This window comes from Pseudomonas sp. RA_15y_Pfl2_54 (assembly GCF_963971015.1).
In the GTDB taxonomy this organism is placed as follows: domain Bacteria; phylum Pseudomonadota; class Gammaproteobacteria; order Pseudomonadales; family Pseudomonadaceae; genus Aquipseudomonas; species Aquipseudomonas baetica_A.
This window is the reverse complement of record NZ_CAXAPN010000011.1, coordinates 118,179-136,574: the sequence shown is the minus strand read 5'-3', so window position 1 is coordinate 136,574 and position 18,396 is coordinate 118,179. Positions and strand designations below refer to the sequence as shown.

The 18,396-nt window shown below is 60.4% G+C and carries 20 protein-coding genes; 9 read left to right on the top strand and 11 right to left on the bottom strand.

Annotated features, from left to right (window positions below):
• Nucleotides 1-47: 47 nt before the first annotated feature.
• The 6 genes from AACY50_RS10805 to ffh form a co-directional block, all read right to left on the bottom strand.
• A complete protein-coding gene (locus AACY50_RS10805; protein ID WP_221729888.1) occupies nt 48-461 on the bottom strand; it encodes an acyl-CoA thioesterase in 414 nt (137 codons plus the stop codon).
• Nucleotides 462-552: 91 nt separating this feature from the next.
• Nucleotides 553-903 carry a 50S ribosomal protein L19 gene (gene rplS / locus AACY50_RS10800; RefSeq protein ID WP_003175895.1) on the bottom strand — a complete coding sequence of 117 codons (351 nt, stop codon included), beginning with the start codon at nt 901-903 and terminating at the stop codon, nt 553-555.
• A 45-nt stretch (nt 904-948) separates the two neighbouring features.
• A complete protein-coding gene (gene trmD / locus AACY50_RS10795) occupies nt 949-1,701 on the bottom strand; it encodes a tRNA (guanosine(37)-N1)-methyltransferase TrmD (protein WP_090281920.1) in 753 nt (250 codons plus the stop codon).
• A gap of 2 nt (nt 1,702-1,703) precedes the next feature.
• A complete protein-coding gene (rimM, locus tag AACY50_RS10790; protein ID WP_095191188.1) occupies nt 1,704-2,240 on the bottom strand; it encodes a ribosome maturation factor RimM in 537 nt (178 codons plus the stop codon).
• Nucleotides 2,241-2,245: 5 nt separating this feature from the next.
• Nucleotides 2,246-2,497 (bottom strand): 30S ribosomal protein S16, encoded by a 252-nt coding sequence (rpsP, locus tag AACY50_RS10785; RefSeq protein WP_016986371.1) that lies wholly within the window; start codon nt 2,495-2,497, stop codon nt 2,246-2,248.
• A 249-nt stretch (nt 2,498-2,746) separates the two neighbouring features.
• Nucleotides 2,747-4,123 carry a signal recognition particle protein gene (gene ffh, locus AACY50_RS10780; RefSeq protein WP_339432121.1) on the bottom strand — a complete coding sequence of 459 codons (1,377 nt, stop codon included), beginning with the start codon at nt 4,121-4,123 and terminating at the stop codon, nt 2,747-2,749.
• 210 nt (nt 4,124-4,333) lie between these two features.
• On the opposite strand from ffh, the gene AACY50_RS10775 reads away from it, so the two are divergent.
• From AACY50_RS10775 to AACY50_RS10765, 3 genes are all read left to right on the top strand, one after another.
• Nucleotides 4,334-5,146 (top strand): cytochrome C assembly family protein, encoded by an 813-nt coding sequence (locus AACY50_RS10775; RefSeq protein WP_339432120.1) that lies wholly within the window; start codon nt 4,334-4,336, stop codon nt 5,144-5,146.
• 12 nt (nt 5,147-5,158) lie between these two features.
• Nucleotides 5,159-6,400 carry a transporter associated domain-containing protein gene (locus AACY50_RS10770; protein ID WP_339466167.1) on the top strand — a complete coding sequence of 414 codons (1,242 nt, stop codon included), beginning with the start codon at nt 5,159-5,161 and terminating at the stop codon, nt 6,398-6,400.
• A gap of 265 nt (nt 6,401-6,665) precedes the next feature.
• Nucleotides 6,666-7,982: an MFS transporter gene (locus AACY50_RS10765; RefSeq protein WP_339466165.1), complete on the top strand. Its 1,317-nt coding sequence runs from the start codon at nt 6,666-6,668 to the stop codon at nt 7,980-7,982.
• 120 nt (nt 7,983-8,102) lie between these two features.
• On the opposite strand, the gene purT is transcribed toward AACY50_RS10765, so the two are convergent.
• The 5 genes from purT to AACY50_RS10740 all read right to left on the bottom strand — a co-directional run bounded on the left by purT (nt 8,103) and on the right by AACY50_RS10740 (nt 11,416).
• The gene (gene purT / locus AACY50_RS10760; protein WP_339432117.1) at nt 8,103-9,284 is read right to left on the bottom strand and encodes a formate-dependent phosphoribosylglycinamide formyltransferase; all 1,182 of its coding nucleotides are present in this window, start codon (nt 9,282-9,284) and stop codon (nt 8,103-8,105) included.
• Nucleotides 9,285-9,384: 100 nt separating this feature from the next.
• Nucleotides 9,385-9,852 (bottom strand): VUT family protein, encoded by a 468-nt coding sequence (locus AACY50_RS10755; RefSeq protein ID WP_221729895.1) that lies wholly within the window; start codon nt 9,850-9,852, stop codon nt 9,385-9,387.
• Nucleotides 9,853-10,032: 180 nt separating this feature from the next.
• Entirely contained in the window at nt 10,033-10,248 is a 216-nt protein-coding gene (locus AACY50_RS10750; RefSeq protein ID WP_339432116.1) for a DUF1289 domain-containing protein, read from the bottom strand.
• A complete protein-coding gene (locus AACY50_RS10745) occupies nt 10,245-10,769 on the bottom strand; it encodes a gamma carbonic anhydrase family protein (protein ID WP_339432115.1) in 525 nt (174 codons plus the stop codon). Before AACY50_RS10745 ends, AACY50_RS10750 begins: the two co-directional genes overlap by 4 nt.
• A 47-nt stretch (nt 10,770-10,816) precedes the next feature.
• Nucleotides 10,817-11,416: a CoA pyrophosphatase gene (locus AACY50_RS10740; protein ID WP_339432114.1), complete on the bottom strand. Its 600-nt coding sequence runs from the start codon at nt 11,414-11,416 to the stop codon at nt 10,817-10,819.
• 147 nt (nt 11,417-11,563) lie between these two features.
• Between AACY50_RS10740 and AACY50_RS10735 the strand changes: the two genes are divergently transcribed.
• The 6 genes from AACY50_RS10735 to ptsP all read left to right on the top strand — a co-directional run bounded on the left by AACY50_RS10735 (nt 11,564) and on the right by ptsP (nt 18,380).
• Entirely contained in the window at nt 11,564-12,115 is a 552-nt protein-coding gene (locus AACY50_RS10735; protein WP_339432113.1) for an NUDIX hydrolase, read from the top strand.
• Between the two features lie 44 nt (nt 12,116-12,159).
• Nucleotides 12,160-12,675 (top strand): L,D-transpeptidase family protein, encoded by a 516-nt coding sequence (locus AACY50_RS10730; RefSeq protein ID WP_339432112.1) that lies wholly within the window; start codon nt 12,160-12,162, stop codon nt 12,673-12,675.
• Between the two features lie 283 nt (nt 12,676-12,958).
• Complete coding sequence (locus AACY50_RS10725; protein WP_221729900.1) at nt 12,959-13,690, top strand: GntR family transcriptional regulator; 732 nt, start codon at nt 12,959-12,961, stop codon at nt 13,688-13,690.
• A gap of 32 nt (nt 13,691-13,722) precedes the next feature.
• The gene (nagA, locus tag AACY50_RS10720) at nt 13,723-14,829 is read left to right on the top strand and encodes an N-acetylglucosamine-6-phosphate deacetylase (protein ID WP_339432110.1); all 1,107 of its coding nucleotides are present in this window, start codon (nt 13,723-13,725) and stop codon (nt 14,827-14,829) included.
• Nucleotides 14,810-15,832, top strand: a complete 1,023-nt coding sequence (locus AACY50_RS10715) for an SIS domain-containing protein (protein ID WP_221729902.1) — start codon at nt 14,810-14,812, stop codon at nt 15,830-15,832. The genes nagA and AACY50_RS10715 overlap by 20 nt, the downstream gene beginning before the upstream one ends.
• A 34-nt stretch (nt 15,833-15,866) precedes the next feature.
• Entirely contained in the window at nt 15,867-18,380 is a 2,514-nt protein-coding gene (gene ptsP, locus AACY50_RS10710; protein ID WP_339538542.1) for a phosphoenolpyruvate--protein phosphotransferase, read from the top strand.
• Nucleotides 18,381-18,396: the final 16 nt, after the last annotated feature.

Genomic DNA, 18,396 nt, shown 5'->3' with positions numbered 1-18,396 from the left:
CAGTGAGGGAGCGGGCTTGCTCGCGAATGGCGCGGCTCGGAAGTGGATCAGGCCGCAAACCCCGGCAGCACCGGCACCGGTCGTTTGTCATCATCGATGGCGACAAAGCTGAACTGCCCATGGATAGCCTTCTCGCGCCCGTCACAACTCATGCTTTCCACAAACACTTCCACCTCGACCTTGAGGCTGGTGTTACCGACCTTGATTACTCGCCCCACCAGTTCGACGATGGAACCGGCCGGGATTGCATGATTGAAGTCGATGCGGTCAGTAGACACCGTCACCAGCGGCAAACGGCAAAAACGCGTGGCGGTGATGAACGACACCTCGTCCATCCACGCCAGCGCGGTGCCGCCGAACAGGGTGTTGTGGTGGTTGGTGGTCGGCGGGAACACGGCTTTGGTTACACGGGTCACCGAGAGCTCGGTACGGCGTTCGATTTCCTGGTCACGGGGGGTCATGGTTATGGCCTGAAATAAAAATGCTGTGGATAAATTGCAGACAACAAAAAAGCAGCCCGTAGGCTGCTTTTTTCTGCATCGGAAGCTGGACTTAAGCCAGTTTTTCCTTGATGCGAGCTGCTTTACCCGACAGGTCGCGCAGGTAGTACAGCTTGGCTTTACGTACGTCACCGCGACGTTTAACAGCCATGCTGTCGATCTGCGGGGAGTAGGTCTGGAAAGTACGTTCTACGCCAACACCGTTGGAGATTTTACGTACGGTGAACGCACTGTTCACGCCGCGGTTACGCTTGGCGATTACAACGCCTTCGAACGCTTGCAGACGGGAACGATCGCCTTCCTTCACTTTCACCTGAACGACAATGGTGTCGCCTGGGGCAAAGGTAGGGATTTCTTTGGTCATCTGCTCTGCTTCGAGTGCAAGGATGATTTTGTTGGTCATGCTGTGCTCCTAAGGTAAATCAACTGATCTACCATCGATACGTTGTTAACTATCGTCCCGCTCGCGGATGTATTCCTCGAGCAGCTTCTTCTCTTCTCCAGAAAGCGAGCGGCTTTCCAGAAGATCGGCGCGTCGTTCATAGGTCCTACCAAGGGACTGCTGTAAACGCCAACGCCGGATATGCGCGTGATTGCCACTCAGCAACACGTCGGGAACACGCTGATCCGCATACACCTCAGGTCGGGTGTAGTGCGGGCAATCCAGCAGACCATCCGTAAAGGAATCTTCCTCAGCGGAATCCGCATGCCCTAAAGCTCCAGGCAGCAGTCGTGTAACCGCATCGATCAGGACCATGGCCGGCAGCTCACCGCCAGACAGTACATAGTCGCCAATCGACCACTCTTCATCGACATGAGCCTCAATAAAGCGCTCGTCAATGCCTTCGTAGCGGCCGGCAATCAGGATCAATGCATCCGATTGTGCCAACTCGCGTACCGCCGACTGAGTCAGTTGACGGCCTTGGGGGGACAGGTAAATCACCTTCGCCGCCTCCCCGGCTGCTGCCTTGGCCTGAACCAGAGCATCCTCCAGGGGCTTGATCTTCATCACCATGCCCGGACCACCGCCAAACGGGCGATCGTCCACAGTGTGATGCCGATCCGTCGTGTAATCCCGCGGATTCCAACAGGTCAGCTGCAAGAGCCCCTGTTTGACCGCTCGACTGGTGATGCCATAGTCGCCGATGGCGGAAAACATTTCGGGAAACAAACTGATCACTTCTACGCGCAAGTTAGCCACGCTTAGAAGTCCGCGTCCCAATCCACCTTCATCTCACCCGCGGCGAGGTCGACTGCCAACACGCATTGCTCCGTATAGGGCAACAGGCGTTCGCGATCATCCAGGCTGCCAGCGCAAGGCTTGACTACCATTACATCATTGGCGCCGGTTTCCAGAAGATGATCGATTTTCCCGAGCAATTGCCCCAGTTGATCGATGACCTTCAGACCTTCCAGCTGGTACCAGTAGTACTCGCCTTCGGTCAATTCAGCGAACAGGTTGCGCGGCACGCAGATCTCGTAACCGGCCAGAAGACGAGCTTCTTCACGATCATCAAGACCCTTGAGCTTTGCGACCAGGAACTTGTCGCTCCCGCGTCCACTGACCAGCTCGACCTGTTTGACATTGCCTTCGCGCTTGAGCGTCCAGGTTTTGTACTGCAACAGGTTTTCAGTCGGATCAGTAAAGGAATAAACCTTCACTTCGCCGCGAACGCCGTGAACAGAATAAATTTTGCCAATAACGATCAAATCATCGGCAACAGCAGGCGTCGCGTTCATATTGCTCAGGCCGCAGCCTTGGCAGATTCCTTCAACAACTGAGCAACGCGCTCAGAAGGTTGTGCACCAACGCTCAGCCAGTAGGCTACGCGCTCTTGGTTCACGGACAGACGAGTTTCCTGACCACGGGCAACAGGGTTGAAGAAACCAACCTGTTCTTTGTGGGAACCGTCACGCGGGTTGCGGGAGTCGGTTACGGTCAGGTGGTAAAACGGGCGCTTTTTGGAGCCGCCAAGGGCAAGACGGATTGTTAGCATGTGAACATCGTTCCTGTAGTCGGTGCTGCAAATCTAAATGCACAGCGGGCATGGGTGCCCGAAAGGCCGCATATTCTAAGGAATATCCGGACTTTTGCAAATGACTTTTTCCGGCGCCTATGGCATGCCGTGCAGATTTGCATATAGAGCCGTCGATGAAAACGGCCAGTCAGCTCCCGCCGAGTGCGGGTTTGCTGTTGATCCCGCATCCTTGCGGGGCCTGCGCCGGTGCGACGACCGGCGAGTTATTTACATTTTCGGCATACCGCCGCCGGGCAACATACCGCCCATGCCGCGCATCATTTTCGCCATTCCGCCTTTGGCGGTGAATTTCTTCATCATCTTCTGCATCTGCTTGTGCTGCTTGATCAAGCGACCAATGTCCTGCACCTGAGTGCCCGACCCCATGGCGATCCGGCGCTTGCGCGAGCCGCTGATCAACTCAGGGTCACGGCGCTCGGCCGGGGTCATGGAGCTGATGATGGCTTCCATCTGTTTGAATTGCTTCTCTGCGGCATTCTGGGCATTGCCCATCTGAGACAGGTTTACGCCGCCGATGCTCGGCAGTTTGTCCATGAGGCCGCCCAGGCCGCCCATGTTCTTCATCTGTTGCAACTGATCACGGAAGTCTTCGAGGTCGAAGCCCTTGCCCTTCTTCAGTTTCTTGGCCAGTTTGTCGGCCTTTTCCTTGTCGAGGGTCTGCTCGGCCTGTTCGATCAGGCTGAGCACATCACCCATACCGAGGATCCGCGAAGCAATACGCTCGGGATGGAACGGCTCGAGCGCTTCGCTCTTCTCGCCCATACCGATGAACTTGATCGGTTTGCCGGTGATCGCTCGCACCGACAGGGCGGCACCGCCACGCGCGTCGCCGTCGACCTTGGTCAGGATCACACCGGTCAGCGGCAGCGCATCACCGAAGGCCTTGGCCGTGTTGGCCGCGTCCTGGCCGGTCATGGCGTCGACCACGAACAGGGTTTCGACCGGGTTGATCGCGGCGTGCAGCGCCTTGATCTCGCCCATCATCTCTTCGTCGATGTGCAGACGACCGGCGGTATCGACGATGACCACGTCGATGAATTTCAGTTTTGCTTCTTTAATAGCCGCGTTGGCGATGTCGACCGGCTTCTGGCTCAGGTCGGACGGGAAGAACGTCACGCCGATGTCGTTGGCCAGGGTTTCCAGCTGTTTAATGGCCGCAGGGCGATAAACGTCCGCCGACACGACCATGACCGACTTCTTTTTGCGCTCTTTGAGCAAGCGCGCCAGTTTGCCGACGGTGGTGGTTTTACCGGCACCCTGCAGGCCGGCCATCAGCACGACGGCTGGCGGTACGGCGCTGAGGTTCAAGTCCTCGTTCGCCGCGCCCATCAGGCTTTCGAGTTCAGCCTGGACGATCTTCACGAATGCCTGGCCCGGCGTCAGGCTGCGCGACACCTCGGTGCCGACAGCGCGCTCCTTGACCGAATTGACGAAGTCCTTGACCACCGGCAGGGCGACGTCGGCTTCGAGCAACGCCATGCGCACTTCACGCAGGGTGTCTTTGATATTGTCTTCGGTCAGCTTCGCCTTGCCGGTGACATGGCGCAGCGTCTGCGAGAGACGGTCGGTTAAGTTTTCAAACATTGCGCGATCCTTTCAGGCCCTGTGTAGACCGGGATAATGGCGGCCCAGACCGGAATCAACATGTGCTCGGCGAGCCTGCGGCGTGGGCAGGTCGCGGATTATAGCGAAGACTGCGTCTGGCGGACACCTCGCTGTCAGCTTCCTGAGTCTTTCGTGCCATGGCGGTTCTATGCCAAACTCAGCCCCTTTCGGGCTTACCGATCAGGATTTATGCTCCCCTTGTCACCCAGTTTGCTGACCACCCTCGCCGCCGCCCTTATATATGCCGCTGCGACCCTTTATCAGAGCACCCGTCTGGCCACCGGCGCCAAGGCGAACAAGCGCCTGCTGGTTACGCTCGGCGTTTTCGCCGTGCTGGCCCATAGCGCCAGCCTGCTCACGCACCTGCTGACCCCGATCGGCCTGGGCCTGGACTTTTTCAGCGCCTCCAGCCTGATCGCAGCGGCGGTGATCGCCCTGACCCTGATTGCCTGTTCGCGAATCCCGGTGGAGAACCTGCTGGTCCTGCTGTTCCCGCTGGGTGCGGTCACGGTGTTGCTGGCGCAGTTCGCGCCGGCCGGCACCGTGCAGATCATTGATGAAGAGCCGGGCATTCTCGCCCACATCCTGCTGTCGATCCTCGCCTACGGCATGTTCACCATCGCGGTATTCCAGTCCTTGCTGGTGCTGGTGCAAGACCACCAACTCAAGCACAAGCATCCCTCCGGCCTGATCAAGAACTTCCCGCCACTGCAAACCATGGAAAGCCTGCTGTTCGGTTTCCTTTGGGCCGGCTGGACGTTGCTCTCGCTGTCGTTGATCTCCGGCTGGCTGTTCGTCGAGAACCTGTTCGCCCAGCATCTGGTTCACAAAACGCTGCTGGCGTGTCTGGCCTGGGTGGTGTTCAGCGTGCTGTTGTGGGGCCGCAACCGTCTCGGCTGGCGCGGACACAAAGCGATTCGCTGGACGCTCGCCGGTTTCTGTCTGCTGATGTTGGCGTATTTCGGCAGCAAACTGGTTCGTGAATACATCCTGCATATCTGACGGGCGGCATAAATGGACGGTTTGCCCATAGGGCCGATGCTCGCGGTATTTGTCCTGCTGATTTTATGGTCGGGGCTGTTTACCGCCGTCGAAATCGCGCAGCAACACCTGCTCGCACAACGCACCGCCTCACGCGCCAGTGATAAACCGCTGGCGAAGCTGAGCTTCCCGCTCGACAGCCTGATTCTGTGCAACACCCTCTGCCGTGCGCTCGCGGTCGTGATCGCGACGTTGCTGGCGATTTTCCTCTGTGAAGAAAACGGCCCTTGGGCGGCATGCCTCGGTGCGGGCGCCATCTTGCTGGTCTTCGCCGATTACTTCCCACGCACCCTCGCCCGGCGTTATCCGGAAGCCGTGCTGACCCTCGGCAACACGCTATTGGCCGTGCCGCTGAAAATTGTTTATCCGTTTGCCTGGCTTTTCAGTCGCATCAGCCATTTGCTCCTGAGTCCGTTCGTGCGCAAAACCCAAATGGTTCAGCAGAGTGACGACGACGCGCAGGCTGATCGTCATGACGATCCCGAACATCCGGCCCGCACGCACCCGACGTCGGGTATCCACGCGCTGGACAACATCACGGTCAATGACATTCTGGTGCCACGCAGTGACGTCGACGGTATCAACCTCGACGATCCGATCGAACAGATCATCGAACAACTGCGCCACAACAAACGCACACGTCTGCCGGTGTTCCACAGCGACATCAATCAGGTCGAAGCGGTGCTCAACACGCGGCAGATCAGCCACCTGCTGAATAACCACAGTCTGACCCGCGAAGCCCTGCTGGCGGCCAGTTACGAGCCGTACTTCGTGCCGGAAAGCACGCCTCTGCAACTGCAATTGCTCAATTTCCACAAGCAGCAACGTCGCCTCGGCATGGTGGTGGACGAGTACGGCGAAGTGCTCGGCATCGTCACCCTGGAAGACATTCTTGAAGAGATCGTCGGCGAATTCGAAAGCGAGCACAGCCTCGACAATCCGCATATTCACCCGCAGGCCGATGGCCGCATGGTGATCGACGGCACGGCCTCCATCCGGGAACTCAACAAATGCCTGGGCTGGCATTTGCCCAGCGATGGCCCGAAAACCCTCAACGGCCTGGTGACCGAGGCGCTGGAAACCATTCCCGAGAGCGCGGTTTGCCTGAAGATCGGGCGCTATCGACTGGAAATTCTCGAGACTGAAGAGAACCGGGTGAGCAAGGTGTTGATCTGGCACACCACGTCTACCCCTGCGCTTTTGCTGCCCCGATAACAGATCAAAAAATCACCGCTGCGAGAGTGCCTTTCACGCGTTTTTTACGCTTGTTCAATCGTTAGCCCCCTTCCTATAATCGAGGCGCTTACCCAAGCGCCGACGATCCAAGTGCTTACCCGGCACTGCTCAGGTCTCGACCTTTTGCGCATCACCCCGGCGACTGTTCTTACCTGAAACAGCGCTCGCGCCTCATCCCACATCCCTGGGTGCTCGACCCTAATAATTCGCTCCACCGGAGCTCATGACTGTCAGGGATCACCGCATGACAACCCGTACCGCTTACAGCGACACCGCGCCTGCCCAACCGACCAACTCCGCCACCCGCGTGGCGACGGCGAGTTTCATCGGCACCGCCATCGAGTTCTACGACTTCTACGTTTACGCCACGGCTGCCGCACTGGTGATCGGGCCGGTGTTCTTTCCGCAGACCTCCGGCACGGCACAGATGTTGTCAGCCTTCCTCACCTTCGGCATCGCTTTCCTCGCCCGACCGCTGGGTTCTGCGTTGTTTGGCCACTTCGGTGACCGCATCGGGCGTAAATCGACACTGGTCGCTTCGCTGCTGCTGATGGGTGTTTGTACGACGCTGATCGGCGTGCTGCCGGGTTACGACAGCATCGGGGCCTGGGCGCCCATTCTGCTGTGTGTGCTGCGTTTCGGTCAGGGTCTTGGACTGGGCGGCGAGTGGGGTGGTGCCGCCCTGCTGGCCACGGAAAACGCACCGAAAGGCAAGCGCGCGTGGTTCGGCATGTTCCCGCAACTTGGCCCTTCCATTGGTTTTCTCGCCGCCAACGGCTTGTTCCTCACGCTGGCCATGGCCCTCAGCGACGAGCAATTCAGCCGTTGGGGCTGGCGCATTCCGTTCCTGCTCAGCGCCCTGCTGGTGATGGTTGGCCTGTATGTGCGCCTGAAACTCCATGAAACCCCGGTATTCGCCAACGCCATCGCCCGCCAGGAACGGGTGAAAATGCCGCTGGTCGAGCTGTTCAGCCAGTATTGGGTGCCAACGCTGCTGGGGGCGATGGCGATGGTGGTTTGCTATGCGCTGTTCTACATCTCGACGGTGTTTTCCCTGAGCTACGGCGTATCCACACTGGGCTACAGCCGCGAAACGTTCCTTGGACTGCTGTGTTTTGCCGTGCTGTTCATGGCCGCCGCCACACCGTTATCGGCCTGGGCCAGTGACCGTTACGGACGCAAACCGGTGCTGATCATCGGCGGCGTACTGGCCATTGCGTCCGGGTTTCTGATGGAGCCGTTGCTGACTCAGGGGTCGACCTGGGGCGTGGCGCTGTTTCTGTGCATCGAGTTGTTCTTGATGGGCGTAACGTTCGCGCCGATGGGGGCGTTGTTGCCGGAGCTGTTTCCGACTCATGTGCGCTATACCGGCGCGTCGGCAGCGTACAACCTGGGCGGCATTGTCGGGGCCTCGGCGGCGCCGTTCTTTGCGCAGAAACTGGTGGCGATGGGTGGTTTGAGCTATGTCGGCGGGTATGTGTCGGGCGCGGCAGTGCTGAGTTTGATTGCGGTGCTGTGCCTGAAGGAAACGAGGAATAACGATCTGAATCAGGTTGCCTGACCGAAGATCAAAAGCTTCGCGAGCAAGCCCGCTCCCACAGGGTTCTCTGTTGATCACACATTTTGTGTACAACCAAAAAGACTGTGGGAGCGGGCTTGCTCGCGAATAACGCGCCTCGGTTTACAGCTCGACGACAACCGCCTGAGCAGCACGGGTCGCTTTGGCACGCGCCGCTTCAATCGACTCATCCCGCGCCAGCGCCACGCCCATGCGGCGCTGACCATTGACTTCGGGCTTGCCAAACAGACGCAGCGCTGTGTCCGGCTCGCTCAACGCAGCGCCCAGGTTGGCGAACGCGGTTTGAGTCGACTGACCTTCCACCAGAATCACCGCCGAAGCCGATGGCCCGAACTGACGGATCAGCGGTACGGGCAGACCCAAAATCGCCCGCGCGTGCAGGGCGAATTGCGAGAGATCCTGAGAAATCAAGGTCACCAGACCGGTGTCATGCGGACGCGGCGAGACTTCGCTGAACCACACCTGATCACCTTTGATGAACAACTCAACGCCAAACAGACCACGGCCACCCAGTGCCTCGGTTACCGCTTTGGCAACACGCTCGGATTCTGCCAGGGCAATCGGGCTCATGGCTTGTGGCTGCCACGACTCCTGATAGTCGCCCTTCTCCTGACGGTGACCGACCGGCGCACAGAACGTGGTGCCGCCGATGTGGCGCACGGTCAACAAGGTGATTTCGTAGTCGAAATCGATGAAGCCTTCGATGATCACCCGACCTTTGCCGGCACGACCGCCCTCTTGCGCGTAGTCCCAGGCTTTCTGCACGTCATCGTGGCTGCGCAGCAGGCTCTGGCCCTTGCCCGACGAACTCATCACCGGTTTGACGACGCATGGGAAACCCAAATCCTCAACGGCTTTGCTGTAGTCCTCGAAGGTGTCGGCGAAGTGGTACGGCGAGGTCGGCAGATCCAGCTCTTCAGCGGCCAGACGACGAATGCCCTCGCGGTTCATGGTCAGTTGCGCAGCGCGCGCGGTCGGGATCACGGTGAAGCCTTCGGCTTCCAGTTCGACCAGGGTGGCGGTGGCGATGGCTTCGATTTCCGGCACGATGAAGTGCGGCTTCTCGGCTTCGATCACGGCACGCAGAGCGGCGCCGTCGAGCATGTTGATCACGTGGCTGCGATGAGCGACTTGCATGGCCGGCGCGTTGGCGTAGCGGTCGACGGCAATCACTTCAACGCCTAGGCGTTGCAGTTCGATCACCACTTCCTTGCCCAACTCACCACAGCCACACAGCAATACGCGGGTCGCGGTTGGCGACAATGGAGTTCCGATACGGGTCATCTCAGGTCCTCAAAGAAGCGGATCATCGAGGAAAGCAACGCCAGGCGCACTTTCCATGGGGAGAAAGCGCGGCATTTTACATGAACCCGCGGGTTTGGCTTTAGCTGGCGACGGCCTGCTTGCGATCGCGCCAGGCCATGATCAGCCAGACGGCCGTCACGCCAGCAAACTTCGAAGCCAGAGCGGTGATGATCACGGGCGGTGTCAAGGCATCGATCATGCCGAAGAAAATGAAGGTATCGAGGGGAATGCTCAGCGCCGAACTGATCCACAAACGGTCGCGCAACGGCCGCTTGGTGATGCTGAACACCAGCCAGTCGATGCACTCGGAGACCCCGAACGCGACAGCGCTGGCCAATGCGATGGACGGATCGGACGTCACGTAGGACAACACCAGCGCCGCCAACATCGCCACGATCGCGCCATGGCCGAAGCGGGTTTGCACCATGTCACGCAACACGAACACCAAGCCACCCCAAGCCGACCAGATGACGTCCAGGTGCGGCGCGGTGGAGAAGGCGAAGTTGATCAGCACGACGCTGCTGATGTAGGCGATGAGGAAAATCATGGGGGCGACCTGATAAATTGGCGCACAGGTTACTTCAGGGATTGTTTTGGGCCAATAAGAAGTCGTGGCGTTGCCGGCCGCTTCGCGAGCAAGCCCGCTCCCACACTGGGTCTACAGTGAACACAGATTTTGTGTATGCAATAGATCCATACAAACGGGCTTGCTCGCAAAGGCGCCCTGTCAGACGCCGGATTTCCCAGGGATCATCCACACCAGCCCACTCGCCTTCGCCCGCTCATGACACAACCCCAGCACAACACGGCGCTCGTCGTTGCTCATCCGGCTCCAGCGCGTAATCTCCTCGACCGTGCGCTGACACCCGGTGCAAACATCATCCTCATCCAGCGCACAAATACTCACGCAGGGCGAGGCGACGGGTCTTTCAGGCGTATTCATTCTTCCTGCTCAACCAGATCACGGGCATAGCGCTGCGCGTTATGCACATAGTGCGCGGCGCTGGCTTCGAGCATTTTCTTCTGCGGCTCGGTCAGCTCACGCACGACCTTGCCCGGCGAGCCCATTACCAGCGAACCGTCAGGGATTTCCTTGCCTTCGCCGATCAGCGAATTGGCGCCGATGATGCAGTTCTTGCCGATCTTCGCGCCGTTCAAAATCACCGCATTGATACCGATCAGGCTGTAATCGCCGACGGTGCAGCCATGGAGCATGGCGTTGTGGCCGATGGTCACGCCGGTGCCGATGGTCAGCGGATAGCCCATGTCGGTGTGCATCACCGTGCCGTCCTGGACGTTGCTGTTCTTGCCGATCAGGATCAGTTCGTTATCACCGCGCAGTACAGCGTTGAACCAGACGTTGGCGCCCTCTTCGAGTTTGACCTTGCCCACCAGCACGGCATTGGGGGCGACCCAGCTCTGTGGATGGGTTTGGACACGGGCGTCGCCCAAGCGGTATTTCATCTTGTTGTCCTCAGGGCTCACGGTGAGCGGCCATTGCTGCGATGGCTTCAGGTGTTGATGAAGCTTTTAGGCGGCTGATGCAGGCTGATCTTCGCGTCATAGAGCAGATTGATCAACTCGACGATCATGATTGCCGTCAGCCCCCAGATTTTGTATTCACCAAATCGATAACTCGGCACGTACCAACTGCGGCCCTGGTAGTCGATGCGGTGGGTGTGTTCGCGTGGGTCTTTACGGAAGAATTCCAGCGGCACGCTGAAGACGGCGGCGATCTCGGCGTCGTTGGCCAGATACTCGACAAAATCAGGAATCACACCGACATACGGCGTGACCTTGATGCCGTGCAGAGAAATCAACGGGCTGAGCGGGCCGATGACTTCGACCAGGCCCGGCGGCAGGCCGATCTCCTCTTCGGCTTCGCGCAGGGCGGTGAAGATCAGATCAGGGTCTTCGGGGTCGCGGCGCCCGCCGGGAAAGGCGACTTCGCCGCCGTGGGTCGAGAGGCCGCTGGCGCGCAGGGTCAGGATCAGTTCCGGTTCGTCACTGCGGGTGATCGGCACCAGAACGGCGGCCTCGGGAAAACGCGAGTCGGTCTCCAGCGTGCGCGGTGTGTGGTTGCTTACCCGATGCAGTAGCTCGTCCAGCATAAGAGTTCTCGATCTGTGCCTTGCCCCGCATCATGCACCAATCAATGCGAGCGCCCAAGCCCCCGACTCTTGCTGTGTCGCGAAACGACAACTTGCCGACCGGCACCGCTGCACGCCAAGATAGGCGCAGCATTCAGGAACCTCAGCATGAAATTTTGCAGCCAATGCGGTAACCCGGTGACCCAGCGCATTCCCGAAGGCGATTCGCGGCTGCGATTTGTCTGTGATAGCTGTCAGACCATTCACTATCAGAACCCCAATATCGTCGCTGGATGCGTCGCGACCTGGGACACCCAAGTGCTGCTCTGCCGCCGCGCCATCGAGCCGCGCCTCGGCTACTGGACATTGCCTGCCGGCTTCATGGAAAACGGCGAAACCCTCGAACAGGCCGCGACCCGCGAAACCGCCGAGGAAGCCTGCGCCCGGCTGCGTAACCTGAGCATCTATACGCTGATCGATGTCCCGCACATCAGCCAGGTGCATGTGTTCTTTCGCGCAGAACTGGTCGACCTGGACTTTGCCGCCGGTCCCGAGAGCCTTGAAGTGCGACTATTCGACGAAGCCGACATTCCATGGGACGAGCTGGCTTTCCGCACAGTGGGCCGTACCTTAGAATGCTTCTTCGCTGATCGGCGTGCCGAGACCTACCCGGTTCGCTCGGAATCGATCCCGCCGCTCGCTCAGCCGGTCATCACATAAAAGCATCTATGAATATCTGCATCACTCCCTGGGGAATCGTTTCAATGCGCTGGTTGCTTGCCCTGTTCTGCCTGTCGTTCGTCACGGTCTCGCAAGCGTCATTCGTGACCACCGTATCGCCGTCCAATACCCCTCTGATCGAAAAAGTGCTGGTGCTCAAATCGGCTCATCAGTTGCAGTTGATCGCCGACGGCAAGCCACTCAAGACCTACCGGGTTTCCCTGGGCAAGGGCGCGAAAAAAGGTCCGAAACTGTTTGAAGGCGATAAACGCACACCGGAAGGTTTCTATTGGATCGATTGGCGAAAGGTCAGCGACCGATTCAACCTGGCGATGCACATTTCCTACCCGAACATCAGCGATTCGGCGCGTGCCCGACGGGAAGGCGTCGCCCCCGGCGGCATGATCATGATCCACGGCACACCCGACACCGAGGACACCCCCGAGGATCTGTTCCACACGCTGGACTGGACCGACGGCTGCATCGCCATGCGCAACATGGACATGCGCGAAGTCTGGGGCCTGGTGCCGGACGGCACGATGATCGAGATCCGCCCGTAACGACCCACCACTGGCCACCTGCAAAAAAATAAATCAGAGGATCGCCGCCTGCGACAGCGCCTACAGGGTTGATACCACTTTCAACGACAGGAGCGGCCGCAGACGGCGATCTTTTGCTTTTTACAGCCCACCTCTAATACCACTTAAGACACCCCTCTCCACAACCTGCCATTTCATTGGGCAAACCGCCATTTTCCTGCGTTGACATGGTATTCAAGTGGTATTAATTTGCGCCCAGCAAGCGAGCCACAACAATCCTATACTCGCGCCGGAAATGACCTCAATGAACGACCTCCACGCCCTACGTCCCGATGACTCTCAGCCGACGCCGCTGTACCTGCAATTGGCGCGCAATCTGGAAGCGGCGATTCATGCCGGGCAGTGGAAAGCCGAACAGGCGATGCCGTCCGAGCGCAATCTCAGCGAACAGTTGGGCATCTCCCGCGTGACTGCACGCAAGGCCCTGGAGGTGTTGCTCGATCAAGGTCTGATCCGTCGCTTGCAAGGCTCCGGCACCTTCATCACCCCGCGCCTGGAACAACCCCTCTCACGCCTGTCAGGCTTCAGCGAGATGCTGCGCCTCAAGGGCTTCGTGCCCAGTTCGCAATGGCTGGAGCGGGACATCACCCTGCCGACCCACGAAGAACTGATCCGCCTGAGCCTGTCGCCGAACGACAAAGTCGCGCGCATGAAACGCCTGCGCAAAGCCGACGACACCGTGATGGCCATCGAGATGAGCACCCTGCCCGCCGCGATCATGCCCAAGCCACAATTGGTCGGTGATTCGCTCTACGAATACCTCGACGGCATCGGCAAACCGATCGTGCGCGCCTTGCAACACATCCAGGCCATCAACGCCTCGGACGAGTTCGCCGCACTGGTCGGCATCGCCCCCGGCACCGCCATGTTGCTGATGACCCGGGTCGGCTATCTGGAAGACAACACACCGATCGAAGTCACCGACACCTATTGCCGCAACGACTACTACGACTTTGTTGCAGAGCTGCGCCGTTAAACGGGCGCAGACGTCAAACAGCGAGAACCGAAATGTCCGAAGACAACATCCTCACTGCCCACGGCTGGGTTCGCGGCCGGCTGATCCACGAACACGGCAAAGTCGTGTCGATCGAAGGCGTGCCCTGCGATCCGGCCGATAACGACCTGCCTTATCTGCTCCCGGGTTTCATTGACCTGCACGTTCACGGCGGCGGCGGCAAAGACATCATGGAAGGTGCCAGCGCCTTCGAGACGATCACCAAGACCCATGTGCGTTTCGGTACCACTTCGCTGCTGGCCACCACCATGACCGCACCCAGCGCCGAGATTTCCAGCGTGCTCAAAGCCGTCGGCGAGTTCTGCGAACAGCGCCCGGCCAACAGCGCCCGGGTGCTCGGCGTTCACCTTGAAGGCCCGTACATCAACCCCGGCAAACTCGGCGCCCAACCGAACTTCGCCCACACCGCGTTGATGGCCGAAGTCGAGGAATACCTGGCTCTGGCGCCGATCCGGGTGATCACCATTGCCCCGGAAATCGCCGGCCACGACGGTTTGATCCGTGAGCTCAGCAACCGTGGCATCCGCATGCAGATCGGCCATACCCTGGGCAGTTACGAGGAAGGCGTCGCCGCGCTGGACGCCGGCGCGACCAGCTTCACCCACTTGTACAACGCCATGAGCCCGCTGCATCACCGCGAACCGGGCATCGTCGGCGCGGCGCTGGCCCACGCCAAATACGCCGAGCTGATTCCGGATTTGCTCCACGTACACCCCGGCGCCATCCGCGTGGCCCTGCGCTCAATCCCGTGCCTGTATTGCGTCACCGATTCGACCGCAGCGGCCGGCATGCCCGACGGTGAATACAAACTTGGCAGCCACACCGTGACCAAATGCCTGGGCGGCGTGCGACTGCCCGACGGCACCCTGGCCGGCAGCACCCTGACCATGGACCAAGCCCTGCGCAACCTGGTGAAGATCGGTTTGCCGATCAGTGAAGCGTCGCAGCGTCTGTCTCAATTTCCCGCCGACTACCTCGGCATCAACGAACGCGGGCGCATTGAACCCGGCGCCTGGGCCGACTGCGTGCGGTTGGATCGCTCACTCACACTGACCGCCGTCATGGTCGAAGGAGAAGACATTGACTTCAAAAATGCTTGAAGAGGCGCTGTCCTCGTTTGAGGCCGTGCAAGCCCAACTGCAACAGCTCGACCCACAATTGATCGAGATCGCCGGGCGCCTGCGCCGTCAGCCGCCGCAAGTGGTGATGACCGTCGCCCGTGGCAGCTCCGACCACGCGGCGAGCTACTTCGCCTACCTGACCATGCAGCAATTGGGCGTGCCGGTGGCATCGTTGCCGATGTCGGTGGTGACCATGCAACAGGCGCCGTTGAAGGTCAGCGGTCAAGTGGCCTTTGCCTTCTCCCAATCGGGTCAGAGCCCGGATCTGGTCAACAGCCTGCGCTTGTTGCGCAAGCGTGGCGCGCTGAGCGTTTCGATGGTCAACGCCGCCGATTCGCCACTGGAAGCGGCGTGTGAATTCAGCGTGCCGCTGCTCGCCGGCACCGAAAGCAGCGTCGCCGCGACCAAGAGTTTCATCGCCACCCTCAGCGCCAGCGCCCGTTTGATCGCGCACTGGAAAGAGGACAACGAATTGCTCGAGGCGCATAACGCCCTGCCTGAAGGCCTGCGCGACGCGGCGCAACAGGACTGGAGCGCGGCCATCGACGTACTGCGCGACTGCGAACGTCTGATGGTCATCGGTCGTGGTGCCGGTTTCGCCATCGCCCAGGAAGCCGCGCTGAAATTCAAGGAAACCTCGGCGATCCAGGCCGAAGCGTTCAGCAGCGCCGAAGTGCGTCACGGCCCGATGGCGCTGATCGACGAACACTATCCGTTGCTGGTCTTCGCCCCACGCGGTGCCGAGCAGGCCGGCCTGCTGAGCCTGGCGGCAGAGATGCGTCAACGCGGCGCTCGCGTATTGCTGGCAGCGCCGGATGACGTCACCGAACGTGACCTGACCCTGACCCGCGCCGAACACCCGGCCCTCGACCCGATCCTGGCGATCCAGAGTTTCTACGTGATGGCTGCCGGACTCGCCGTGGCCCGTGGCATGGACCCGGATCAACCGCGCCACCTGAGCAAAGTGACCCGTACGCACTAAGTCCGACTGACTGCACACCTGATGAGACCGAGCCATGCACAACAACAATAAAGAGCTGACCCTCAGCGCCCCGCTCAGCGGCCCGGTGCTCACGCTCGCCAAAGTCCCGGACGCGGTGTTCGCCAGTGGCGCGATGGGCGATGGTATTGCCATCGACCCGATCAACGACACCCTGTATTCGCCATGCGCCGGGGTGATCATCCACGTTGCGCGCACCGGCCATGCCCTCACCGTGCGTGCCGACAACGGCGCGCAAATCCTCCTGCACCTTGGGCTCGACACCGTTGAACTGAACGGCGAAGGCTTCTCGATGCTGGTCAAGGAAGGCACGCGAGTCAGCAAGGGGCAGCCGCTGTTGCGCTATGACGTCGACAAAGTCGGCCTGCAATGCAAAAGCCTGGTGAGCCTGTTGATTCTGACCAACAGTCAAGACTTCCAGGTGCGCCCGATCACCCTCAAAGCGGTGAAAGTCGGCGAGCCGTTGCTGCACATCATCTCGCGCAACAACTCGGCGGCGAATGCTGAAGACGTTGGCGGGCCAGAGGTTCAGGGCCATGTGCGCGTCGCTCATCGCGGCGGCCTGCACGCCCGGCCGGCAGCGCTGATTCGCCAGACTGCGCAGGGCTTCAAGAGCCAGTCGCAACTGCACTTCGCCGGTAAATCGGCGCCGTGCAACAGCCTGATCGGGTTGATGGGACTGGCGGTCGGCGAACAGGATGAAGTGCAAGTCAGTTGTCAGGGTTCGGACGCTGAAGCCGCCCTGCAAGCGTTGCTCACGGCATTGGCCACCGCGCTACCGAATGATCATCATGTCGCCGCGCCGATCAGCGTTGCACCGCTCAAGCGCCCGGCCGAAGCGGATGTGTTGCACGGTGTGTGCGCCGCACCGGGGTTGGTGGGCGGGCCGTTGTTTCATTTGAATGCGATCAGTTTGCCGGCGGACGCGGGCAATCATGATCCGCTGGCGCAACAGCAAACACTTGAAGCGGCGCTGGATCAGGTGCGCGGCGAAATCGGCAGCACCCTCGCCCAAGCGAAACAACACAGGAGCGCCGACGAAGAAGCGATCTTCGCCGCGCATCTGGCCTTGCTCGAAGACCCGGCCCTGCTCGACGCCGCACGACAATCCATCGAGCAAGGCACGGCCGCCACCCATGCGTGGAGTCAGTCGATCGACATCCAGTGCGACGTGCTCCAGAAAACCGGCAGCGCGCTGCTGGCCGAGCGCGCCAACGACCTGCGCGACCTCAAGCAACGCGTGCTGCGCGCCCTGCTTGGCCAAGCCTGGCATTACGAGGTGCCGGCCGGTGCTATCGTCGCCGCCCATGAACTGACCCCATCGGACTTGCTGCAACTCAGCGCTCAAGGTGTTGCCGGATTGTGCATGGCCGAGGGCGGTGCGACGTCGCACGTCGCGATTCTGGCGCGGGGCAAAGGTCTGCCGTGCTTGGTGGCGTTGGGCGCGGCGCTGCTCGATCAGCCGCATGGCCAAGCAGTGGTCCTCGACGCCGACGGCGGGCGCCTCGAACTGACGCCCAGCACTGAACGTCTGGCCGACGTCCGGCAAGCGCAAATCGACCGCCAACAACGCCGCGATGCGCAACAAGCCAAGGCTCATCTGCCCGCCGAAACCCGCAATGGCGTGACCATCGAAGTGGTCGCCAATGTTGCGTCCAGCCATGAAGCGGCGGACGCGTTTGCCAACGGCGCCGACGGTGTCGGTCTGTTGCGCACCGAGTTTCTGTTCGTTGACCGCCAGACTGCGCCTGACGTCGAAGAACAGCGCGCCGCCTATCAAGCCGTCATTGATGCCATGGGCGATAAGTCAGTGATCATCCGCACCATCGACGTCGGCGGCGACAAGCAACTCGACTATCTGCCGCTGCCCGCCGAAGCCAACCCGGTGCTCGGTTTGCGCGGCATTCGTCTGGCCCAGGCCCGCCCGGAAATTCTCGATCAGCAACTGCGCGCGCTGCTGCAAGTCAGCCCGTTGCAGCGTTGCCGGATCCTGTTGCCGATGGTCACCGAAGTCGACGAACTGCTGCACATCCGCGAGCGGGTCGATGCGTTGTGCAATGAACTCGGTATCACTCAACGCCCGGAAATGGGCGTGATGATCGAAGTCCCCGCCGCCGCATTGCAGGCCGAACAACTCGCCGAACATGCCGATTTCCTCTCGATCGGCACCAACGATTTGTCGCAATACACCCTCGCCATGGATCGCGATCACGCAGGACTCGCCGCCCGCGTCGACGCCCTGCACCCGGCGCTGCTGCGCCTGATCGCCATGACCTGCGCAGGCGCAGCGGTGCACAAACGTTGGGTTGGCGTCTGCGGCGCCCTCGCCTCGGACCCGTTAGCGACACCAGTGCTGATCGGCCTCGGCGTTACCGAACTCTCGGTGAGCCCGGTGCAGATCGGTGAAATCAAGGATCGCGTGCGCCAGTTGCACGAAGCCCAATGTCAGCGCCTCAGCCGCGACCTGCTCAAGCTGAGCAGCGCCGCCGCCGTGCGCCACGCCTGTCATCAACATTGGCCACTGCGCTAACAAAAACAAAAAGGAC